The sequence below is a fragment of the Enterobacter cloacae complex sp. P42RS genome (genome assembly GCF_014930595.1).
Taxonomy (GTDB): domain Bacteria; phylum Pseudomonadota; class Gammaproteobacteria; order Enterobacterales; family Enterobacteriaceae; genus Enterobacter; species Enterobacter bugandensis.
Genome location: NZ_JADBRK010000008.1, coordinates 57,645 through 77,435 on the forward strand (window position 1 = coordinate 57,645; position 19,791 = coordinate 77,435).

General features: G+C 56.5%; 20 protein-coding genes and 1 riboswitch. Of the genes, 12 read left to right on the forward strand and 8 right to left on the reverse strand.

All coding sequences use genetic code 11. The annotated features are described in order from the left end of the window. Positions 1-36 precede the first annotated feature (36 nt). Genes minC through minE form a run of 3 tightly spaced genes read left to right on the forward strand, consistent with a single transcriptional unit; the run spans position 37 to position 1,853 of the window. Positions 37-744: a septum site-determining protein MinC gene (minC, locus tag IM314_RS12345; protein ID WP_193358917.1), complete on the forward strand. Its 708-nt coding sequence runs from the start codon at positions 37-39 to the stop codon at positions 742-744. A gap of 23 nt (positions 745-767) precedes the next feature. Next, a complete protein-coding gene (gene minD, locus IM314_RS12350; RefSeq protein ID WP_028013522.1) occupies positions 768-1,580 on the forward strand; it encodes a septum site-determining protein MinD in 813 nt (270 codons plus the stop codon). A gap of 3 nt (positions 1,581-1,583) precedes the next feature. Next, entirely contained in the window at positions 1,584-1,853 is a 270-nt protein-coding gene (minE, locus tag IM314_RS12355; RefSeq protein WP_010432714.1) for a cell division topological specificity factor MinE, read from the forward strand. Between the two features lie 74 nt (positions 1,854-1,927). On the opposite strand, the gene rnd is transcribed toward minE, so the two are convergent. From rnd to IM314_RS12380, 5 genes are all read right to left on the reverse strand, one after another. Then, entirely contained in the window at positions 1,928-3,055 is a 1,128-nt protein-coding gene (gene rnd / locus IM314_RS12360) for a ribonuclease D (RefSeq protein ID WP_028013523.1), read from the reverse strand. Between the two features lie 71 nt (positions 3,056-3,126). Beyond that, a complete protein-coding gene (fadD, locus tag IM314_RS12365; RefSeq protein ID WP_072252102.1) occupies positions 3,127-4,812 on the reverse strand; it encodes a long-chain-fatty-acid--CoA ligase FadD in 1,686 nt (561 codons plus the stop codon). A gap of 203 nt (positions 4,813-5,015) precedes the next feature. Beyond that, positions 5,016-5,597, reverse strand: coding sequence for a Slp family lipoprotein (locus tag IM314_RS12370; RefSeq protein ID WP_193358916.1), 582 nt, complete (start codon positions 5,595-5,597; stop codon positions 5,016-5,018). A 37-nt stretch (positions 5,598-5,634) separates the two neighbouring features. Further along, the gene (gene tsaB / locus IM314_RS12375) at positions 5,635-6,330 is read right to left on the reverse strand and encodes a tRNA (adenosine(37)-N6)-threonylcarbamoyltransferase complex dimerization subunit type 1 TsaB (protein WP_059355709.1); all 696 of its coding nucleotides are present in this window, start codon (positions 6,328-6,330) and stop codon (positions 5,635-5,637) included. 66 nt (positions 6,331-6,396) lie between these two features. Next, on the reverse strand, positions 6,397-8,307 hold the full coding sequence (locus IM314_RS12380) for an ATP-dependent DNA helicase (protein WP_045630788.1): 1,911 nt from the start codon (positions 8,305-8,307) through the stop codon (positions 6,397-6,399). A gap of 133 nt (positions 8,308-8,440) precedes the next feature. Between IM314_RS12380 and IM314_RS12385 the strand changes: the two genes are divergently transcribed. Beyond that, on the forward strand, positions 8,441-8,785 hold the full coding sequence (locus tag IM314_RS12385; RefSeq protein WP_028013528.1) for a RidA family protein: 345 nt from the start codon (positions 8,441-8,443) through the stop codon (positions 8,783-8,785). Between the two features lie 6 nt (positions 8,786-8,791). Here the strand turns inward: IM314_RS12385 and IM314_RS12390 are convergent, their stop codons facing one another. Beyond that, positions 8,792-8,974, reverse strand: a complete 183-nt coding sequence (locus IM314_RS12390) for a YoaH family protein (RefSeq protein ID WP_008500497.1) — start codon at positions 8,972-8,974, stop codon at positions 8,792-8,794. Positions 8,975-9,035: 61 nt separating this feature from the next. On the opposite strand from IM314_RS12390, the gene pabB reads away from it, so the two are divergent. The 3 genes from pabB to sdaA all read left to right on the forward strand — a co-directional run bounded on the left by pabB (position 9,036) and on the right by sdaA (position 12,494). Then, positions 9,036-10,364 (forward strand): aminodeoxychorismate synthase component 1, encoded by a 1,329-nt coding sequence (pabB, locus tag IM314_RS12395; RefSeq protein WP_193358941.1) that lies wholly within the window; start codon positions 9,036-9,038, stop codon positions 10,362-10,364. A 2-nt stretch (positions 10,365-10,366) separates the two neighbouring features. Next, complete coding sequence (locus IM314_RS12400) at positions 10,367-10,945, forward strand: CoA pyrophosphatase (protein ID WP_028013530.1); 579 nt, start codon at positions 10,367-10,369, stop codon at positions 10,943-10,945. A 184-nt stretch (positions 10,946-11,129) separates the two neighbouring features. Beyond that, positions 11,130-12,494 carry an L-serine ammonia-lyase gene (sdaA, locus tag IM314_RS12405; protein ID WP_028013531.1) on the forward strand — a complete coding sequence of 455 codons (1,365 nt, stop codon included), beginning with the start codon at positions 11,130-11,132 and terminating at the stop codon, positions 12,492-12,494. A 238-nt stretch (positions 12,495-12,732) separates the two neighbouring features. Here the strand turns inward: sdaA and yoaE are convergent, their stop codons facing one another. Beyond that, positions 12,733-14,292, reverse strand: coding sequence for a CNNM family cation transport protein YoaE (gene yoaE, locus IM314_RS12410; RefSeq protein WP_028013532.1), 1,560 nt, complete (start codon positions 14,290-14,292; stop codon positions 12,733-12,735). Positions 14,293-14,754: 462 nt separating this feature from the next. Here yoaE and manX point away from each other — a divergent pair, with 462 nt between their 5' ends. The 5 genes from manX to mntP all read left to right on the forward strand — a co-directional run bounded on the left by manX (position 14,755) and on the right by mntP (position 18,914). Beyond that, positions 14,755-15,723 carry a PTS mannose transporter subunit IIAB gene (gene manX, locus IM314_RS12415; protein WP_028013533.1) on the forward strand — a complete coding sequence of 323 codons (969 nt, stop codon included), beginning with the start codon at positions 14,755-14,757 and terminating at the stop codon, positions 15,721-15,723. A 47-nt stretch (positions 15,724-15,770) separates the two neighbouring features. Next, entirely contained in the window at positions 15,771-16,571 is an 801-nt protein-coding gene (gene manY, locus IM314_RS12420) for a PTS mannose transporter subunit IIC (RefSeq protein WP_003859914.1), read from the forward strand. A gap of 12 nt (positions 16,572-16,583) precedes the next feature. Beyond that, positions 16,584-17,435: a PTS mannose transporter subunit IID gene (locus tag IM314_RS12425; RefSeq protein ID WP_006810994.1), complete on the forward strand. Its 852-nt coding sequence runs from the start codon at positions 16,584-16,586 to the stop codon at positions 17,433-17,435. Between the two features lie 54 nt (positions 17,436-17,489). After that, positions 17,490-17,948, forward strand: coding sequence for a DUF986 family protein (locus IM314_RS12430; protein ID WP_047367801.1), 459 nt, complete (start codon positions 17,490-17,492; stop codon positions 17,946-17,948). 198 nt (positions 17,949-18,146) lie between these two features. Then, positions 18,147-18,337: riboswitch (yybP-ykoY riboswitch) on the forward strand. Positions 18,338-18,347: 10 nt separating this feature from the next. Continuing rightward, a complete protein-coding gene (gene mntP / locus IM314_RS12435; RefSeq protein WP_193357299.1) occupies positions 18,348-18,914 on the forward strand; it encodes a manganese efflux pump MntP in 567 nt (188 codons plus the stop codon). Here mntP and rlmA read toward each other — a convergent pair. Continuing rightward, positions 18,911-19,726: a 23S rRNA (guanine(745)-N(1))-methyltransferase gene (gene rlmA / locus IM314_RS12440; RefSeq protein ID WP_193358915.1), complete on the reverse strand. Its 816-nt coding sequence runs from the start codon at positions 19,724-19,726 to the stop codon at positions 18,911-18,913. The two genes, mntP and rlmA, sit on opposite strands and share 4 nt — an antisense overlap. Between the last annotated feature and the right edge of the window lie 65 nt (positions 19,727-19,791).

Sequence of the window (19,791 nt, forward strand, 5' to 3'; positions counted from 1 at the left end):
ATGGTTGCGGTTAATAGCAAATTGAGTAAGGCCAGGATGTCAAACACGCCCATCGAGCTTAAAGGCAGTAGCTTCACCTTATCAGTGGTTCATTTGCATGATGCAAAACCCGAGGTTATTCGTCAGGCGTTAGAAGACAAAATCGCCCAGGCTCCCGCCTTTCTGAAGCACGCCCCCGTCGTCATCAACGTCAGCGGTCTTGAGGCTCCGGTTAACTGGACAAGTCTCCAGCAGGCGGTCTCCTCTACCGGGCTGCGTATTGTCGGCATCAGCGGCTGCAAAGATCCCGAGTTGAAAGCGGAAATCGACCGTGCGGGGCTGCCTCTTCTTAATGAAGGCAAAGAAAAAACCCCACGTGCAGCACCCGCTGCCGTACAAACGCCCCCTCCTGCGGCGCAAAACGTTACCGCTCTCACAAAAACGCGAATGATTGATGTGCCGGTTCGTTCCGGTCAGCGCATTTATGCGCCAAACTGTGATCTAATTGTTACAAGCCACGTCAGTGCTGGCGCAGAGCTTATTGCAGATGGCAATATTCACGTTTACGGTATGATGCGTGGACGTGCGCTCGCGGGCGCAAGTGGCGATCGGGACGCGCAAATATTTTGTACTCACCTGACGGCGGAACTGGTGTCCATCGCAGGTGAATATTGGCTGAGCGACAAGATCCCAGCCGAATTTTATGGCAAAGCGGCTCGCCTGCTTCTGGCAGACGACGCGTTGACCGTTCAACCGTTGAATTAATCCCTTTTTAACAAGGAATTTCTATGGCACGCATTATTGTTGTTACTTCGGGTAAAGGAGGCGTTGGCAAGACCACCTCCAGCGCGGCCATCGCTACTGGTTTGGCCCAGAAGGGAAAGAAAACCGTCGTTATCGACTTCGATATCGGTCTGCGTAACCTCGACCTCATCATGGGATGTGAGCGTCGCGTCGTATATGACTTCGTGAACGTCATTCAGGGCGATGCCACGCTGAACCAGGCGCTGATTAAAGACAAGCGCACCGAGAACCTCTTCATTCTTCCGGCTTCTCAGACGCGTGATAAAGATGCCCTGACCCGTGAAGGCGTGGAAAAGGTGCTCGACGAGCTGAAAAAAATGGAGTTCGACTTCATCGTCTGTGACTCCCCTGCCGGCATCGAAACCGGTGCCCTGATGGCGCTCTACTTTGCTGATGAAGCGATCATCACCACCAACCCGGAAGTCTCCTCCGTGCGTGACTCCGACCGTATTCTCGGTATTCTGGCCTCCAAATCCCGCCGTGCGGAAAATGGCCAGGATCCGATCAAAGAGCACCTGCTGCTGACCCGCTATAACCCGGGTCGCGTAAACAAAGGTGACATGCTGAGCATGGAAGACGTGCTGGAGATCCTGCGCATTAAACTGGTTGGCGTTATCCCGGAAGACCAGTCCGTGTTACGCGCCTCTAACCAGGGCGAGCCCGTGATCCTTGATACAACGGCAGATGCAGGTAAAGCTTACGCCGATACCGTTGACCGTCTGCTGGGAGAAGAACGTCCTTTCCGCTTCATTGAAGAAGAGAAGAAAGGTTTCCTCAAACGCCTGTTCGGAGGATAAGTTATGGCATTACTGGACTTTTTTCTCTCGCGGAAAAAAAGCACCGCCAACATCGCAAAAGAACGCCTGCAAATTATCGTTGCGGAGCGTCGTCGTAGCGACGCCGAGCCTCACTACCTGCCGCAGCTGCGCAAGGACATCCTGGAAGTGATCTGTAAGTATGTGCAGATTGACCCGGAGATGGTCACCGTACAGCTGGAGCAAAAAGACGGGGATATTTCGATTCTGGAGCTGAACGTAACGCTTCCGGAAGCGGAAGAGTCGCGTCCGTAGGTTCCTGGTGTCGTAGCCCCGGTAAGCACAGCGCCACCGGGGAGAATATGCCGGGTATATCGCCCGGCATATTTTTATCGCGGATAACCTTCCAGCAAGGTATTCAGGCGATCGGCCATCAATACCCCGCGCCAGCCAGCCATCAGTTCCGGCACGCCATTCTGCGGTTTCAGCTTCCAGTGCCAGTTCAGCAGCTGGTTAATTTGTCTGCGTGACGCCAGCAGTTCAGCGCTCAGCTTGCTTTCCGTTGCGACATCCTGCACCAGCGCTTTGATATCCTTAAATGCTTTACGATAGCCCGGCATATCCATGAGATTCAGCAGCGTCTCAGGCAGTGCATCCTCCGGCAGCGCCTGCGCTTTGGCGACCAGCGCCAGCAGGGTTTTACCATGGAAACGGATCTCGCTGCCGGAAAGGCCAATGCTGTCCAGCTCGCCCAGACTGCCCGGCATATAGCGCGCGACCGCCCAGAGATGCTCTTCACGCACCACAAAATTCACGGCCAGATCGCGCTCACGCGCTTTACGCAAACGCCAGTCCGCTAACAGCTGCAGGCAGGCCAGCTGACGCGTGCGAAGCTGCCAGGCGTTGGTGATATCACGCCAGGCCTCTTTCGGGTCAACCACTTCCTGGCGACGCTGCTGCGTCATACGGCACTCGTCCAGCGCGGCAGAGAGCCAGCCGGAGGCTTCCGCCTCTTTCATCAGCTGTCCGGCAATCGGCAACAGGTAAAACACGTCTGCCGCCGCATATTCCAGCTGACGCTCGGTAAGCGGACGCGCCAGCCAGTCGGTCCGGGATTCACTTTTATCCAGCGTCAGGCCCGTGTACTCCTCCACCATGGCGGCAAAGCCCCACGACAGCGGACGACCGCTGAACGCCGCGAGGATCTGCGTATCAATCAGCGGCTGAGGCATGATGCCAAAGGTGTTAAGAAAGACTTCCAGATCTTCACTGCCCGCGTGCAGATATTTCGTTACCGCAGTATCCAGCAGCAGGTCACGCATCGGCGCCCAGTCGGTAATGCCGAGCGGGTCGATCAGCGAGACGTGCTTACCGTCGTACATCTGTATCAAACCCAGCTGTGGATAATAGGTGCGAGTACGGACAAACTCGGTATCCAGAGCGATGGCAGGAAAGTCGCGCGTCACTTCGCACAGCGAAGCCAGCTCGTCGTTGGTCGTGATCATCTGGTAATTCAAATCGGATTCTCTTTTGTTTGCGCCCATAAAAAACGCCGGCTTAACCGGCGTCTGGGCGATTAACGTGAAGCTCAGGCCTTATTGTCTACTTTGGCACGGGCTTCGTCACGTAATTCTCGTCGTAATATCTTCCCGACGTTGGATTTCGGCAGCTCATCGCGGAATTCCACCAGCTTCGGCACTTTATAGCCCGTCAGCTGACGGCGACAAAACGTTATCAGCGCTTCCTCGGTAAGAGAAGGATCTTTCTTGACCACAAATATCTTCACCGCTTCACCGCTGCTGCCGGAAGGAACGCCCACCGCCGCCACTTCCAGCACGCCGCTGTGCTGCATCACCACGTCTTCGATTTCGTTCGGATAGACGTTGAAGCCGGAGACCAGGATCATATCTTTTTTGCGATCGACGATGCGCAGGAAGCCTTCGTCATCCATCACCGCAATATCGCCGGTGTGAAGCCAGCCGTCTTTAATGATTTCGTCGGTCGCATCAGGACGCTGCCAGTAACCCAGCATCACCTGCGGCCCTCTGACGCACAGCTCGCCCGGCTCGCCGTGAGGCACTTCGTTATCCTCATCATCCACCAGCTTTGCTTCCGTCGACGGGACCGGCAGGCCGATGCTGCCGCTGTGGTAGTCGATATCGTGCGGGTTGACGCTCACCAGCGGGGCACATTCCGTCAGGCCATAGCCTTCCAGCAGATATTGCCCGGTTAGCTTCACCCAGCGCTCGGCCACCGCCTGCTGAACCGGCATGCCGCCGCCCGCGGAGAGATGCAGCGTGGAGAAATCAAGCTGCTGGAACTCTTTGTTGTTGAGCAGCGCGTTAAACAGGGTGTTCACCCCGGTCATGGCGGTAAACGGGTATTTTGCCAGCTCTTTCACCAGACCCGGGATATCGCGCGGGTTGGTGATCAATACGTTTTGCCCGCCCAGCTCGATAAACAGCAGGCAGTTCATGGTCAGCGCGAAGATGTGATACAGCGGCAGCGCGGTGATTACCAGCTCTTTACCCGGATGCAGCAGCGGCCCGTAGGTGGCATTGACCTGCTCAAGGTTCGCCAGCATGTTGCGGTGGGTCAGCATCGCCCCTTTGGCCACGCCGGTAGTGCCGCCCGTGTATTGCAGGAAGGCCAGGTCTTCGGAGACGACTTCAGGCTTGACGTACTGCATGCGATAGCCCGCATGCAGCGCGCGGCGGAAGGAGATAGCATCCGGCAGGTGGTATTTTGGTACCAGACGTTTGACGTATTTAACGACAAAGTTAACCAGCGTCCCTTTGGCGGTGGAAAGCTGATCGCCCATGCGCGTCAGGATGACGTGCTTCACCTGGGTTTTGTCGACCACTTTTTCCAGGGTATGGGCAAAGTTAGAAACAATGACAATCGCCACCGCCCCGCTGTCGTTCAGCTGATGTTCCAGCTCGCGCGGCGTGTAAAGCGGGTTAACGTTGACGACAATCATCCCGGCACGCAGGATGCCGAACAGCGCCACCGGGTATTGCAGCAGGTTCGGCATCATCAGCGCGACGCGATCCCCTTTTTGCAGCCCAAGTCCTTCCTGCAGATAAGCCGCAAACGCCCGGCTACGCTCCTCAAGCTTACGGAACGTCATCACCTCGCCCATATTCACAAACGCGGGCTGGTCTGCGTAACGTCTTACCGAGTGTTCAAATAATTCCACCAGGGATTGATAACGGTCAGGATTGATCTCCGCAGGCACATCTGCGGGATAACGGTTAAGCCAAACCTTTTGCAATGCATCACCTCTGAAATGAGTGTTCGTCGTCATCACAGCCCCGATAATAAACAGTTTGTTAACATTATATTAACTCAGCGTACCAGTTTATTAATTGTTCAGATTGCAGGTTGCGAAGCGCGTCACTCTTTTTTTTCGTTTTATCCGTAAAAAAACAGAGACAGCGGCTGAGCCGCTGTCTCTTTCTTAACAATAACAGTAAGTTACTCAGTTACGATCGTTTGCACCTGTGCAGGGCCCGGGTTATACCAGCCCCATCCCGGATAACCGTAACGATAAGGATGTGGACCCCACATCCACGGGTCGATTGGCTGAGGCGGCATCACCACCTGCTGGGCGATACGCCAGCGTTTATAGCCATTCACCTGCATGGTCATAAATTTATACGGCGTGTTGCCGATTTTGCCCTGCACCGAACCGGTAATCGGCCCGACAACGGTTACCAGCTGTCCGCGAAAATCGACCGGGTCGAGGAAACCACTAACGTCGGCATAGATACGCCCGCGAGAGGCTTCACCGAGTACGGGACGCGCGCCACTGTCGAGCGGTACCGTGGCAATTTCCAGACGGGTTTTCCCCTGCTGGTTCTGCACGTCGATCACTTTCCCACCGAAGCGGGCTTCCTGGCCGACGTAAAGCTCGGGCGCATTCATTACCCGAACCAGATCCTGCTGTGGCGTCGGGCTGCTGCCCTTGATCGCATCAGGTACGGTTACGCAACCGCTCAGTGCTATGGCAACCGCGCCTGCCATAAAAAGGCGTAATACTTTAGTCTGAACCGCCATGATGCGACTCCTTTTTCTCAGTTCCTGTTACTGAGATTCACTCGCGGCCCGGAAGTTTCTTCCACGCGACGGTGTTTCGCAAATAAACCGGTTCCGCGTGTTCAACGGCCACGGTTTTTCCTGCTGCAAGCAGTTGACGGGCAATCGGGAGCATATCTTCTGCCGCAGGCAGGAGCATGTTGCCGTCCACCAGCGTCAACCCGGTGTCGTTCGCCATCTCTGGCCACGCCGGCCAGCCCGTGCCGACGGTCGCCCATTCGCCGGACAGCTGCTTCAGGCGCTCAGTAACGGCTTCAGGCTTAAGCACTGCTTCCGTCTCTTCGCCGTGCCAGACGCCGTTTTCATCGCGGGTATATTCCGCCCAGTAAACTTCACCCATGCGAGCGTCAATAGCGGCGAGCACGCGGGTCGCGCCCGTCATGCGCCAGGCTCCCTCCGCCATCGTCGCAAGCGTAGAGACACCGATCATCGGCAGGTCAGCGCCCAGCGCCAGCCCCTGCGCGATGCCAATCCCAATGCGCACGCCCGTAAAGCTGCCGGGACCGCGGCCAAAGGCCAGCGCGTCGAGGTCGGTTAAGGTGGTATTGCCCTGGGTTAAAATGGCTTTTACCAGGGGCAGAATACGCTGGGTGTGTTCCCGTGGGCACTCTTCGAAATGAGCAGAAACAGCACCGTCGTTCAACAGAGCAACAGAGCAAGCCTCTGTCGCGGTATCAATAGCCAGAATTCGCATCAGTCGTCGCGCTCTCGCAAGGGTCAGTCACAAAATGGCGCGCATCTTAGCACACTCCGGAGCGAATTACTCCGCCGTTGGGTTTGCCAGGAAACGCACCGCGCGTTTAATGTCCCGCGTACGCGGGGCGGGCGGCAGGCTGGCGAGGAACGTTGCGCCGTAAGGACGCATCACCAGGCGGTTATCGCAGATCACCAGCACGCCGCGGTCGGTGACGTCACGGATCAGTCGCCCTACCCCCTGCTTAAGCGTGATGACCGCGTCCGGCAGCTGGACGTCGTCGAACGGATCGCCGCCGCGCAGGCGGCAGTCTTCCATCCGCGCCTTGAGCAGCGGATCGTCCGGCGACGTGAACGGCAGCTTATCGATGATCACCAGCGAGAGCGTGTCGCCGCGCACGTCCACCCCTTCCCAGAAGCTGCTGGTTGCCACCAGCAGGGCGTTACCGGCGCTGACAAACTGCTGGAGCAGCTGGCCTTTACTGGTTTCCCCCTGCAGCAGCACCGGGAGGGTCATGGTGGCGCGAAACTGCTCGGCGAGATCGCGCATCATGGCGTGTGAGGTGCAGAGCATAAAGCAGCGCCCGTTGTTGGCCTCAATCATCGGCTTGAGCATCGCTGCGAGATGCCGCGCCGCCCCCGGCTGGTTCGGCAGCGGGAGATTGCGTGGCACGCAAAGCAGCGCCTGCTTTTCGTAATCAAACGGGCTGGGCAGCAGCAGTGATTCCGCCTGCTCAATACCGAGGCGTTCGGTGAAGTGGTGCAGATCGTCATTTACAGACAGGGTTGCGGAAGTGAAGATCCAGCTTCCCGGCTTCTGCGCCATCACCTCTTTGAATTTATCGGCCACCGTCAGCGGCGTGAGCGCCAGGGTAAAGTGGCGCGAGGTGCATTCATACCAGTAGCTGTACCCCGGCTGGTTGATCTCTTTTAGCCGTTTCAGCCGCCCGCGATAGAGCGTGGCGCGCTCGAAGGCGGCGTCAAGCAGCGCGGAGCGTCCGAGGGACAGCTTCGCCACGTCGTAGCAGAGCTCAAGTGCATCATCGAGCAGCAGCAGCGCGCGCTGGATATTTTTGTCCGCCAGCAATTCGCGCAGGTTGCCGCGATAGCCCGGCTCGCCAAGCTGTAAGCGGAAATCCTGCGCGCTTTGCGCCAGACGGTCGGCACACTTCTGCAGCTGCTGGGTATCTTTGAGTTCGGTACGGTAGGCAATGGTAAAATCTTTCGCCAGATCCTGTAGCTGGCGGCTGGAGAGCGACTGGCCGAAATACTGGCTGGCGATATCCGGCAACTGATGGGCTTCATCGAAGATCATCACGTCCGCCTCCGGGATCAGCTCGCCGAAACCGCTGTCCTTAACCACCATGTCCGCGAGGAACAGGTGGTGGTTCACCACCACCACGTCTGCGTCCATCGCGGTTTTGCGCGCTTTCACCACAAAACAGTCTTTATACAGCGGGCAGTCGCTGCCGAGGCAGTTGTCGTTGGTGCTGGTCACCAGCGGCCAGGCCGGGGAGTCTTCCGGCACGCTCGCGCAGGTGCTGATATCGCCCTCTTCGGTCTGGTTCGCCCAGGCGCGCAGGATAATGACGTCGCTCAGGGTTTGAACCGGCAGATCGCCGCCGGCCAGCGCCTGCTGTTCGAGTCGCTCCAGGCACAGGTAGTTTGAGCGCCCTTTCAGCAGTGCCAGGCGTCCTTTGTATTTCAGTGCTTTTGCTACGGTAGGCAGATCGCGGCTGTAGAGCTGATCCTGCAGCGCTTTCGATCCGGTGGAAATTATCACCTTCTTTTTCGCCCGCAGCGCCGGCGCAAGGTAAGCATAGGTCTTACCCGTGCCGGTTCCGGCTTCAACCACCAGCGGCTGGGCCTTATCAATGGCGCGGGCAACGGCGTGCGCCATCTGTCTCTGAGGCTCACGGGGCTTGAAGCCGGGGATCGCCTGCGCTAATTGACCTTCAGGGGAAAAATCGTCTGCCACGTTGCCCTCTCACTGTATTTTTGCACAGGGATTATGTCAGCCCATCTTCTCCTGTGCCACCCCAAATAGTGACGACGGCAGAACAATATGGCAGTCTTGCCGCCTGACGACGAAAAATAACGAGGAAACGTTTATGACAATTGTGCGCATTGATGCCGAAGCCCGCTGGTCTGATGTGGTGATCCATAACCAGACGCTGTATTACACCGGTGTACCGTCAAATCTGGACGCGGATGCGTTCGAACAGACGGCGAATACCCTGGCGCAGATTGATGCCGTGCTGGAAAAACAGGGCAGCGATAAATCCCGCATTCTGGATGCGACCATTTTCCTGGCAAATAAAGACGATTTCGCGGCGATGAACAAAGCCTGGGATGCGTGGGTGGTGGCGGGTCACGCGCCTGTACGCTGCACCGTACAGGCCACGCTGATGAAACCGGAATACAAGGTTGAGATCAAGATTATCGCGGCGGTTTAAGCCCGATTACTCTTCATCTTCATCCTCAAAACGCGCCACGATCCGCTCGCCGGTATGGGTGGCGCGCAGCTCCTCCGCCACCTGGGAAATCGCCTGTCCGCTGCTCATCCCCTGGGACATCAGTTCCTGAATTCGCTCAACCGCTTTCTGCTGCTGTTCATGGCTCAGAGAAGGTAAACCTGCAAACATCGTCAACTCCTGCTAAATTATTCGCGCTAATTATTTCACGCTGCCCGGTAGTATGCCATACATGAACATGCGCTTCCCCATTGTTGTTACCTTACCCTGGCGCGCTGACGCCGCTGAGTTCTGGTTTGCCCGTCTGAGCCATCTTCCTTTTGCCATGCTGCTGCACTCCGGCCATGCGGATCACCCGTACAGCCGCTTCGATATTCTGGTGGCCGATCCCCTGAAAACGCTGACGACCGACGATCTGTCGACGACGGACGATCCGCTGATGCATCTTCAGCAGGAAATCAACGCGCTGGGCTTATCCGCTACCCCTAACCTGGACCTGCCCTTCCAGGGCGGCGCGCTGGGCCTGTTTGGCTACGATTTGGGTCGCCGCTTCGAGATGCTGCCCGAGCATGCGCAGGCGGATATTGCCCTGCCGGACATGGCCGTGGGGCTGTATGACTGGGCGTTGATTGTGGACCACCAGAAAAAAACGGTCTCCCTGCTGAGCCATGATGACGTGCAGGCGCGTCTGGCCTGGCTTGAGGCACAGCAGCCTGCTCCAGCTGAGGCGTTTACCCTGACCTCCGGCTGGCGCTCGAACATGACCGCGCCGGAATACGCGGAAAAATTCTCCCGCGTGCAGGCCTATCTGCAAAGCGGCGACTGCTATCAGGTTAACCTTGCCCAGCGTTTCCAGGCAGCATACCAGGGGGACGAGTGGCAGGCGTTTACCCGTCTCAATGCCAACAACAGGGCTCCGTTCAGCGCGTTTGTACGTCTGAAACAGGGGGCCATCCTCAGCCTGTCGCCGGAGCGTTTTATCCATCTGGCGGAAGGGAAGATTCAGACCCGCCCGATTAAAGGCACGCTGCCGCGCCTTGCCGATCCGGACGCCGATCGCCGGCAGGCGGAGAAACTCGCCGGGTCACCGAAGGATCGCGCCGAAAACCTGATGATTGTCGACCTGATGCGTAACGATATTGGCCGGGTCGCCGAACCAGGCAGCGTGCGCGTGCCGGAGCTGTTCGTCGTCGAGCCTTTCCCGGCAGTGCATCATCTGGTCAGCACCATCACCGCGCGTCTGCCCGCCTCTCGCACCGCCTGCGATCTGCTCCGGGCCGCGTTCCCGGGCGGCTCCATCACCGGTGCGCCAAAAATTCGCGCCATGGAAATCATCGACGAACTGGAACCGCACCGCCGCAACGCCTGGTGCGGCAGCATCGGCTATATCAGCCTGTGCGGCACCATGGATACCAGCATTACCATTCGCACGCTGACGGCCTGCGGCGGCAATCTGTACTGTTCTGCGGGCGGCGGCATTGTGGCGGACAGCCAGGTCGAGGCGGAATATCAGGAAACCTTTGATAAGGTGGACCGCATCCTGAAGCAACTGGAGAACTAACGGTGGAGAAAGAGAACCTGACGCTGGATGATTTTCTGTCGCGCTTTCAGCTGCTACGGCCGCAGGTCAACCGCGCCACGCTGAATCAGCGTCAGGCGGCGGTGCTGATCCCGGTGGTGCGCCGGGAACAGCCGGGCCTGCTGCTTACGCAGCGTTCGCCGCATATGCGCAAACACGCCGGTCAGGTGGCCTTCCCGGGAGGCGCGGTGGACAGCACCGATGCGTCGCTGATTGCCGCCGCGCTGCGGGAAGCGCAGGAGGAGGTGGCGATCCCGCCTGACGCGGTGGAAGTCATTGGCGTGCTGCCGCCCGTCGACAGCGTGACCGGCTTTCAGGTCACGCCGGTAGTCGGCATTATCCCCCCCAATCTTCAGTATCACGCCAGCGTCGACGAAGTCTCTGCGGTGTTTGAGATGCCGCTTGAAGAGGCGCTCCGGCTAAGCCGCTATCATCCGCTGGATATCCATCGCCGGGGGCACGACCATCGGGTCTGGTTGTCCTGGTATCAGCATTATTTTGTCTGGGGCATGACGGCGGGCATCATTCGTGAACTGGCGCTACAAATCGGCCTGAAGCCTTGACTATACTTTACATTCCAGCCTTTTTTGCAGGTTTGCGATCCGCGTCGCGCTATTAGCAAAACCCATCGTTAACCATTAGTTTAATTCATGTGAATAGTTAAGCCGAGGTTGGTGTTCCCTCTTACACTATGCGCAGTTATAACATCGTTACTGGAACCCCGGTAACCCTGTCAGGAGTGTGAAAGTGATTAGTATATTCGACATGTTCAAAGTGGGGATTGGTCCTTCTTCTTCCCACACTGTAGGGCCGATGAAGGCCGGTAAACAGTTCGTCGATGATCTGGTCGAAAAAGGATTACTGGAAAGCGTTACCCGTGTCGCCGTAGACGTTTACGGTTCACTGTCATTAACGGGTAAAGGCCACCACACCGATATCGCCATTATTATGGGTCTGGCGGGCAATATGCCGGACACTGTTGATATTGATGCCATCCCGGCATTCATCCGTGACGTGGAAGCGCGCGGTCGCCTGCTGCTGGCTAACGGTCAGCACGAAGTGGATTTCCCGCAGGATGACGGCATGCGTTTTCGCAGCGACAACCTGCCGCTGCATGAAAACGGCATGACTATCCACGCCTGGAGCGGCGAAAAAGAGATCTACAGCAAAACCTACTACTCCATCGGCGGTGGCTTCATCGTTGACGAAGAGCATTTCGGTAAAGAGAGCGCGGGCGACGTGAACGTGCCCTATCCGTTCAAATCGGCCACCGAGATGCTGGGCTACTGCAAAGAGACCGGTTTGTCGCTGTCCGGCATGGTGATGCAGAACGAGCTGGCGCTGCACAGCAAAAAAGAGATCGAAGACTATTTTGCCAACGTGTGGCAAACCATGCGCGCCTGTATCGATCGCGGGATGAACACCGAAGGCGTACTGCCAGGACCACTGCGCGTGCCGCGTCGTGCCTCTGCCCTGCGCCGTATGCTGGTGACCACGGACAAATTCTCTAACGACCCGATGAACGTAGTTGACTGGGTGAACATGTTTGCTCTGGCGGTGAACGAAGAGAACGCCGCGGGGGGGCGCGTCGTGACTGCGCCAACCAACGGTGCGTGCGGGATCGTTCCGGCGGTGCTGGCCTACTACGATCACTTTATCGAGCCTGTGACGCCGGATATTTATATCCGTTATTTCCTCGCGGCAGGCGCTATCGGCGCGCTGTACAAGATGAACGCGTCCATTTCAGGCGCTGAAGTGGGCTGTCAGGGTGAAGTAGGCGTGGCCTGCTCCATGGCGGCAGCCGGTCTGGCCGAGCTGCTGGGCGCAAGCCCTGAACAGGTTTGCGTGGCGGCGGAAATTGGTATGGAGCATAACCTCGGTCTGACCTGTGACCCGGTCGCAGGCCAGGTGCAGGTACCGTGCATTGAGCGTAACGCGATTGCCTCCGTCAAAGCGATTAACGCCTCACGCATGGCGATGCGCCGTACCAGCGAACCACGCGTGTCGCTGGATAAGGTTATCGAAACCATGTACGAAACCGGCAAAGACATGAACGCGAAGTACCGTGAAACGTCGCGCGGCGGTCTGGCCATTAAGGTGCAGTGCGACTAATCCTCTCTTTCGCCCATCCGCAACGGATGGGCGAATTTCTCCCTTCATTCTCGTCTCCTTCTTCTTTCCCCACTACACTTTTACGGTCGTGGCTGCTCGCGCTCGGCCTGACATCAGGCAGCGGCTAAATAGCGAACGGGTTGAGAGAGAAGCAGGCGCGGTAGTAGCCACAATGGCTGGCGGGAAAATCTTCCCCGCCAGAAGATCGTAACGGGCACATCGTACCCGTTAAGCAGACTTATTCGTCTTCGTCGTGTGCAGACTGTTCTTTAACAATGCGGACCAGATCGACGCGGTAGTCGTTAGCTTCAACGATAGTGATGTGCAATGGAGGAAGCTCGATCACATCCCCGACGCGCGGGATCTGACCGTTTACGGCGATAACCAGCCCCGCCACGGTTGCGATGTCTTCTTCATCGTTAACCACGTTTTCCAGCCCCAGCGTATGCGAGAGCGCGTGCAGGTCGGTCGCACCTTTGACCAGCCAGCCTTCGCCGTCGGCCACAATCTCAGGCGTTTCGTCTTCATCCGGGAATTCACCGGCAATCGCTTCAAGCACGTCCAGCGGCGTCACCAGCCCCTGTACCACACCAAACTCGTTGGTGACGATAACAAAGCTACCGCGCGCGCGACGCAATACGCCCAGCAGGTTGATCGGATCCAGCGTTTCCGGTACGACAATCGCCGGCGACGAAGCTGCAATGGCCTCCACGTTGACGCCCTCTTCCAGCGCCACCAGCATTTCTTTCGCCCGAACCACGCCGATGATCTCATCCAGTTCACCGCGACACACCGGGAACAGGCTGTGCGGAGATGAGAGCAATTGCTGACGAATTTCATCAACGCTCAGGTTCGCATCGACCCAGCTAATTTCCCCGCGCGGCGTCATGATGCCGCGCAGCGAGCGGGAGGCCAGGGAGAGCACGCCGTTAATCATGTAGCGTTCTTCTTCCACAAATGCCCCTTCCGGAACCGGCACCGGGTTACGGTTTTCAGGGTCAGACTGGACGTTCACCTGACGGCGTCCGCCCATCAGGCGCAGAATGGCGTCCGCCGTTCGGGCACGCAGCGGCTGATTTGACTGCTGCTTAATAAAGTTACGACGCGCAATCTGGTTGAACAGTTCGATCAGGATCGAGAAGCCAATCGCGGCGTACAGGTAGCCTTTCGGAATATGGAAGCCGAAACCTTCCGCCACCAGGCTCAAACCAATCATCAGCAGGAAGCTCAGACAGAGCACGACCACCGTCGGATGCTGGTTGACGAAGCGCGTCAGCGGTTTCGAGGCCAGCAGCATCACCGCCATCGCAATCACGACAGCCGCCATCATCACCGGCAGGTGGTTCACCATACCGACCGCGGTAATCACCGCATCCAGCGAGAAGACTGCATCCAGCACCACAATTTGCAGCACCACGACCCAGAAGCTGGCGTAGCCCTTACCGTGACCATCATCATGCTGCCGGTTCTCCAGCCGTTCATGCAACTCTGTTGTCGCTTTGAAGAGCAGGAATATCCCCCCGATTAGCATGATCAAATCACGGCCGGAGAAGGTGTAATCCATGACGGAGAACAGCGGTTTGGTCAGCGTGACCATCCACGAGATCACGGAGAGCAGCCCCAGTCGCATGACCAGCGCCAGCGAGAGTCCAATCAGACGCGCTTTATCACGCTGTTTCGGCGGCAGCTTATCCGCGAGGATGGCGATAAACACCAGGTTATCAATACCGAGAACGATCTCCAGCACGACCAGCGTAAGCAAGCCTACCCAGATTGACGGGTCCATTAAGAATTCCATGACACGCTCCTGCTAAAGGAATGACAAAACGGTGCCCCACTCAACGTGGGCAAATAAGAGGCAGACAGAGTTGATACGTGGCGTGGTTCGCCGGTGAAAAAGGCGCGGAATGGCCTGGTAGATGACTGACGTCGGTGACGGTCCATATAGTGGGCTGTAGCCCTATACTCCTGAACAAGTAAACGGAGGCTAAACATATCAGAGAGACTGTGTTTTTAGCAAAGATTTACGTTCCTTTGCAAAGTTCTGTAACACAGCGGCTATACGCTACAGATAATTCTGTAACGCGTGGCTAAATTACGGATCTTCATCACATAAATTATTTTTTCACTATCTAAAATAATTCGCGGAAGTCTTATTTTTTTGAACTCTAACCCTTATCTGAATCGATTCGGTTCGCCAATACGATTCTCAGTACGTCTGCCCGGCAGGCGTATTAATGATAATAAAAGGAGGTAGCAAGTGACCATTGCTATTGTCATAGGCACACATGGTTGGGCTGCTGAGCAGCTACTCAAAACGGCAGAGATGCTGTTGGGCGAGCAGGAAAACGTCGGCTGGATCGATTTCGTTCCCGGTGAAAATGCCGAGACGCTGATTGAGAAGTACAACGCTCAACTCGCGAAGCTGGATACCAGCAAAGGCGTGCTGTTTCTCGTCGATACATGGGGCGGCAGTCCGTTTAATGCTGCCAGCCGCATTGTCGTCGATAAAGAGCATTATGAAGTCGTCGCCGGGGTAAACATTCCCATGCTGGTGGAAACCTTTATGGCGCGCGACGACAACCCAGGCTTCGATGAGCTGGTCGCGCTGGCCGTTGAAACCGGCCGCGAAGGGGTGAAAGCCCTGAAGGCTCAGCCGGTTGAAAAACCCGCCCCTGCCCCGGCTGCGGCGGCACCGAAAGCAGCGGCACCGGCAAAACCGATGGGACCGAACGATTACATGGTTATCGGCCTGGCGCGTATTGATGACCGTCTGATTCACGGACAGGTTGCGACTCGCTGGACCAAAGAGACCAACGTACAGCGTATCATCGTGGTCAGTGACGAAGTGGCCGCCGACACTGTCCGTAAAACCCTTCTGACTCAGGTTGCACCACCGGGCGTTACCGCGCACGTGGTGGATGTCGCCAAGATGATCCGCGTTTACAACAACCCGAAATATGCGGGTGAACGCGTGATGCTTCTGTTTACTAACCCGACAGACGTCGAGCGCATTGTTGAAGGCGGCGTGAAAATCACCTCCGTGAACATCGGCGGTATGGCTTTCCGTCAGGGCAAAACGCAGGTCAACAACGCGATTTCAGTTGATGCGAAAGATATCGAGGCGTTCAACAAGCTGAATGCCCGCGGTATTGAGCTGGAAGCCCGTAAGGTTTCCACTGACCAGAAACTGAAAATGATGGATTTGATCGGTAAAGTTGGGAAATAAGCCCGCGCCGGTTTTTCACATAAAGCTTATGTTATAGGAGAAGTACAATGGAGATTACCACTCTTCAGATTGTGCTGGTGTTCATCGTCGCGTGTATTGCGGGTATGGAATCCGTACTTGATGAATTTCAGTTCCACCGCCCTCTGGTGGCCTGTACGTTGATCGGTGCCGTTCTGGGTGATATGAAAACCGGTATCATCATCGGTGGTACGCTGGAAATGATCGCCCTGGGCTGGATGAACATCGGTGCCGCCGTTGCGCCTGATGCCGCACTGGCCTCTATCATCTCAACCGTTCTGGTTATTGCCGGTCATCAGAGTATTGGTGCTGGTATTGCCCTTGCCATTCCTCTGGCCGCAGCAGGCCAGGTGCTGACCATCATCGTTCGTACCATCACCGTGGCCTTCCAGCACGCGGCGGATAAGGCGGCCGAGAACGGCAACCTCACGGCACTCTCCTGGATCCACGTGTCGTCCCTGTTCCTGCAGGCGATGCGTATCGCAATCCCGGCGGTTATCGTTGCGATCTCTGTCGGCACCAGTGAAGTTCAGGGCATGCTGAACGCGATTCCTGAAGTGGTCACCAGCGGTCTGAACATCGCAGGCGGTATGATCGTCGTGGTAGGTTACGCGATGGTCATCAACATGATGCGCGCGGGCTACCTGATGCCGTTCTTCTACCTCGGCTTCGTCACCGCAGCATTCACCAACTTCAACCTGGTTGCGCTGGGCGTGATTGGTGCCGTGATGGCGATTCTCTACATCCAGCTCAGCCCAAAATACAACCGTGTTGCGGGTGCCCCAGCGCAGGCTGCTGGTAACAACGATCTCGATAACGAACTGGACTAACAGGTGAGCGAAATGGTTGATATGACAAAAACTACCACCGAGAAAAAACTCACTCCGGGTGATATTCGTGGCGTGTTCATCCGTTCTAACCTGTTTCAGGGTTCATGGAACTTCGAACGTATGCAGGCGCTGGGCTTCTGCTTCTCAATGGTGCCGGCGATAAAACGCCTCTACCCTGAGAACAACGAAGCACGCCGTCAGGCAATTAAGCGTCACCTGGAATTCTTCAACACCCATCCTTACGTCGCGGCTCCGGTTCTGGGCGTGACGCTGGCGATGGAAGAGCAGCGTGCGAACGGCGCGGAGATTGACGATGGTGCCATCAACGGTATCAAAGTCGGTCTGATGGGTCCGCTGGCTGGCGTGGGCGACCCTATCTTCTGGGGTACTGTTCGTCCGGTCTTCGCGGCGCTGGGTGCCGGGATCGCGATGAGCGGCAGCCTGCTCGGTCCTCTGCTGTTCTTTATCCTGTTCAACGCGGTACGTCTGCTGACCCGTTACTACGGCGTGGCCTACGGCTACCGTAAGGGCGTGGACATCGTTAAGGATATGGGCGGCGGCTTCCTGCAGAAACTGACCGAGGGGGCGTCTATTCTCGGCCTGTTTGTGATGGGGGCGCTGGTTAACAAGTGGACGCACGTGAACATCCCGCTGGTGGTTTCAACCATCACCGGTCAGGATGGTCAAACCCGCGTCACCACCGTGCAGACGATTCTGGACCAGCTGATGCCTGGCCTGGTGCCGCTGCTGTTGACCTTCGCCTGTATGTGGCTGCTGCGTAAGAAAGTGAACCCGCTGTGGATCATCGTTGGCTTCTTCGTCATCGGTATCGCGGGCTACGCTGTCGGCCTGCTGGGCCTGTAAAACATTGCGTTATCGACCGGGGGCTTGCCCCCGGTCTTTTTATCTGGAGGATGAATGACTGTTACGGACATCGTACTGGTGTTGTTTATTGTTGCCCTTCTGGCTTACGCGATCTATGACGAATTCATTATGCCTCGCCGTAACGGCGAGACGCTGCTGACCCTTCCCCTCTTACGCCGTGGACGCATTGATGCATTTATCTTCGCCGGCCTGGTGGTCATTCTGATTTACAATAATGTGACCAGCCACGGTGCAATATTAACCACATGGTTATTATGTGCGCTGGCATTAATGGCGATTTACCTGTTCTGGATCCGCTCGCCGAAACTCATTTTTAAAAAACAGGGATTCTTCTTCGCCAACGTATGGATAGAATATAACCGCATTAAAGAGATGAATTTATCCGAAGACGGCGTGTTAGTGATGCAATTAGAACAGCGCCGCCTGCTCATTCGGGTCAAAAATATTGATGACCTTGAGAAAATCTACACATTACTCGTTAAAACTCAATAAGTTAACATTATAACCTCGGCTATATATTGTGATATTCTTTCGCAAAGAATATAGCCGTTGCTATATCTTCTCTCCTCTTAGACTTATATTTATTAACGATATTTTCACGCATAAACCTAAATGAAAATCGTTATCAAAGACGCAGATAAATTAAGCCTTGCTCGTTGTTGTTTTATATTCTCAAAATATGTTAAGGTTGCGCCCGTCGTTGGGGAGTAGCCGATTTCCTGCACGCAGGAAATGTACGCGTCAACATACTCGTTGAAAAACGTGGCGCGTACGGATCGCTTTCAGCACGCTTACCGTGCAAAAGAGATCAGGCGAGACCATAGATACATCAACTGCTGTTTACTGGGGGCAGTGATGTGTCATATGGATATCCCCGGTCTGGACGCTCTTATGAACATCTCCGCTACGATCCTTCTCGCTTTTGGCATGTCCATGGATGCATTTGCCGCCTCCATCGGCAAAGGCGCCACGCTTCACAAACCTAAATTCACAGAAGCTCTGCGCACCGGTCTGATCTTTGGTGCCATCGAAACGCTGACGCCGCTCATCGGCTGGGGTTTGGGCATGCTCGCCAGCCAGTTCGTGCTGGAGTGGAACCACTGGATTGCGTTCGTCCTGCTGGTGTTTCTCGGAGGCCGAATGATGATTGAAGGTTTTCGCGGGAATGATGATGAAGATGAAGCACCGCAGCACCGCCACGGTTTCTGGCTGCTGGTCACCACGGCAATTGCCACCAGCCTGGACGCCATGGCCGTCGGGGTGGGTCTGGCATTCCTGCAGGTCAATATTATCGCCACCGCGCTGGCCATTGGCTGTGCAACGCTGATTATGTCCACGCTGGGCATGATGGTCGGGCGGTTTATTGGCCCGCTGCTGGGTAAACGCGCCGAGATCTTAGGCGGTATTGTTCTGATCGGCATTGGTGCCCAGATCCTCTGGGCACACTTCGCGCCTTAAGCGTCGCGCTGCCAGACGTGGATACTGAAATCCGTCTGGCAGCCAAACGTCGTCCGAGCCGCTAACGCATCCCATACTTCCGGCTTTGCCCGCCACGCGAACGGCGTCATCTGCAGCAGGGCTACCGCTTCTTCCCCGTTCAAACTCATTTCATACGCCACTGAATGCTCCTGCTTCAGCGTAAAGCCTGTCAGCTGTTCAGAGTGGGGGGCATGCAGACGCACCTCATCGTAAATGAGTCCCTTCAGCTCCATCAGGTGACGCGGGCCCGGCGTGACGGTTATCACCCAGCCTCCGGGCTTCACGACGCGCGCCAGCTCATCTGCTTTACACGGCGCGTAGATGCGGATAATGGCATCCATACTGGCATTATCAAACGGCAGCCGGTGGCTGGATGCCACGCAAAACGTCACGCCAGCGTAACGTTTAGCCGCTGCGCGGATCGCCACTTTCGACACGTCGAGACCGAATGTCACGGCCCCCTTCTCCCGCACCACATCCGCAAACCGTGCGGTGTAGTACCCTTCCCCGCAGCCGATATCAAGCATGGCGGACGCCGAATCAGGCAGTAAGTCACCCAGCATCTGCGCCACCGTCTCCCGCAGCGGCAGATAGTGCCCGGCATCGAGAAACGCCCTGCGCGCCTGCATCATCTCTGCGCTATCGCCCGGATCGCGGGAGCGCTTGTGCTGCACCGGAAGAAGATTCACATACCCCTCTTTCGCCATATCAAACTGATGTCCCTGCGGACAGGCATAACTTTTAACTGAGCGCGTCAGTGACGCGTGGCAAAGGGGACAGCTGAAGGACATGGAAACTCCGGGAGATAAACCAAAGGGCGAAGTGTACCGCTATTCGCCCTGCTATAAAATGGCTG

Excerpts from the sequence above, each read along its gene's own strand:
- minC (WP_193358917.1), top strand. The coding sequence starts at position 37 with ATGTCAAACACGCCCATCGAGCTTAAAGGCAGTAGCTTCACCTTATCA.
- minD (WP_028013522.1), top strand. The coding sequence starts at position 768 with ATGGCACGCATTATTGTTGTTACTTCGGGTAAAGGAGGCGTTGGCAAG.
- minE (WP_010432714.1), top strand. The coding sequence starts at position 1,584 with ATGGCATTACTGGACTTTTTTCTCTCGCGGAAAAAAAGCACCGCCAAC.
- IM314_RS12370 (WP_193358916.1), bottom strand. The coding sequence starts at position 5,597 with ATGGCGGTTCAGACTAAAGTATTACGCCTTTTTATGGCAGGCGCGGTT.
- tsaB (WP_059355709.1), bottom strand. The coding sequence starts at position 6,330 with ATGCGAATTCTGGCTATTGATACCGCGACAGAGGCTTGCTCTGTTGCT.
- IM314_RS12385 (WP_028013528.1), top strand. The coding sequence starts at position 8,441 with ATGACAATTGTGCGCATTGATGCCGAAGCCCGCTGGTCTGATGTGGTG.
- IM314_RS12390 (WP_008500497.1), bottom strand. The coding sequence starts at position 8,974 with ATGTTTGCAGGTTTACCTTCTCTGAGCCATGAACAGCAGCAGAAAGCG.
- pabB (WP_193358941.1), top strand. The coding sequence starts at position 9,036 with ATGAACATGCGCTTCCCCATTGTTGTTACCTTACCCTGGCGCGCTGAC.
- yoaE (WP_028013532.1), bottom strand. The coding sequence starts at position 14,292 with ATGGAATTCTTAATGGACCCGTCAATCTGGGTAGGCTTGCTTACGCTG.
- manY (WP_003859914.1), top strand. The coding sequence starts at position 15,771 with ATGGAGATTACCACTCTTCAGATTGTGCTGGTGTTCATCGTCGCGTGT.
- IM314_RS12425 (WP_006810994.1), top strand. The coding sequence starts at position 16,584 with ATGGTTGATATGACAAAAACTACCACCGAGAAAAAACTCACTCCGGGT.
- IM314_RS12430 (WP_047367801.1), top strand. The coding sequence starts at position 17,490 with ATGACTGTTACGGACATCGTACTGGTGTTGTTTATTGTTGCCCTTCTG.
- mntP (WP_193357299.1), top strand. The coding sequence starts at position 18,348 with ATGAACATCTCCGCTACGATCCTTCTCGCTTTTGGCATGTCCATGGAT.
- rlmA (WP_193358915.1), bottom strand. The coding sequence starts at position 19,726 with ATGTCCTTCAGCTGTCCCCTTTGCCACGCGTCACTGACGCGCTCAGTT.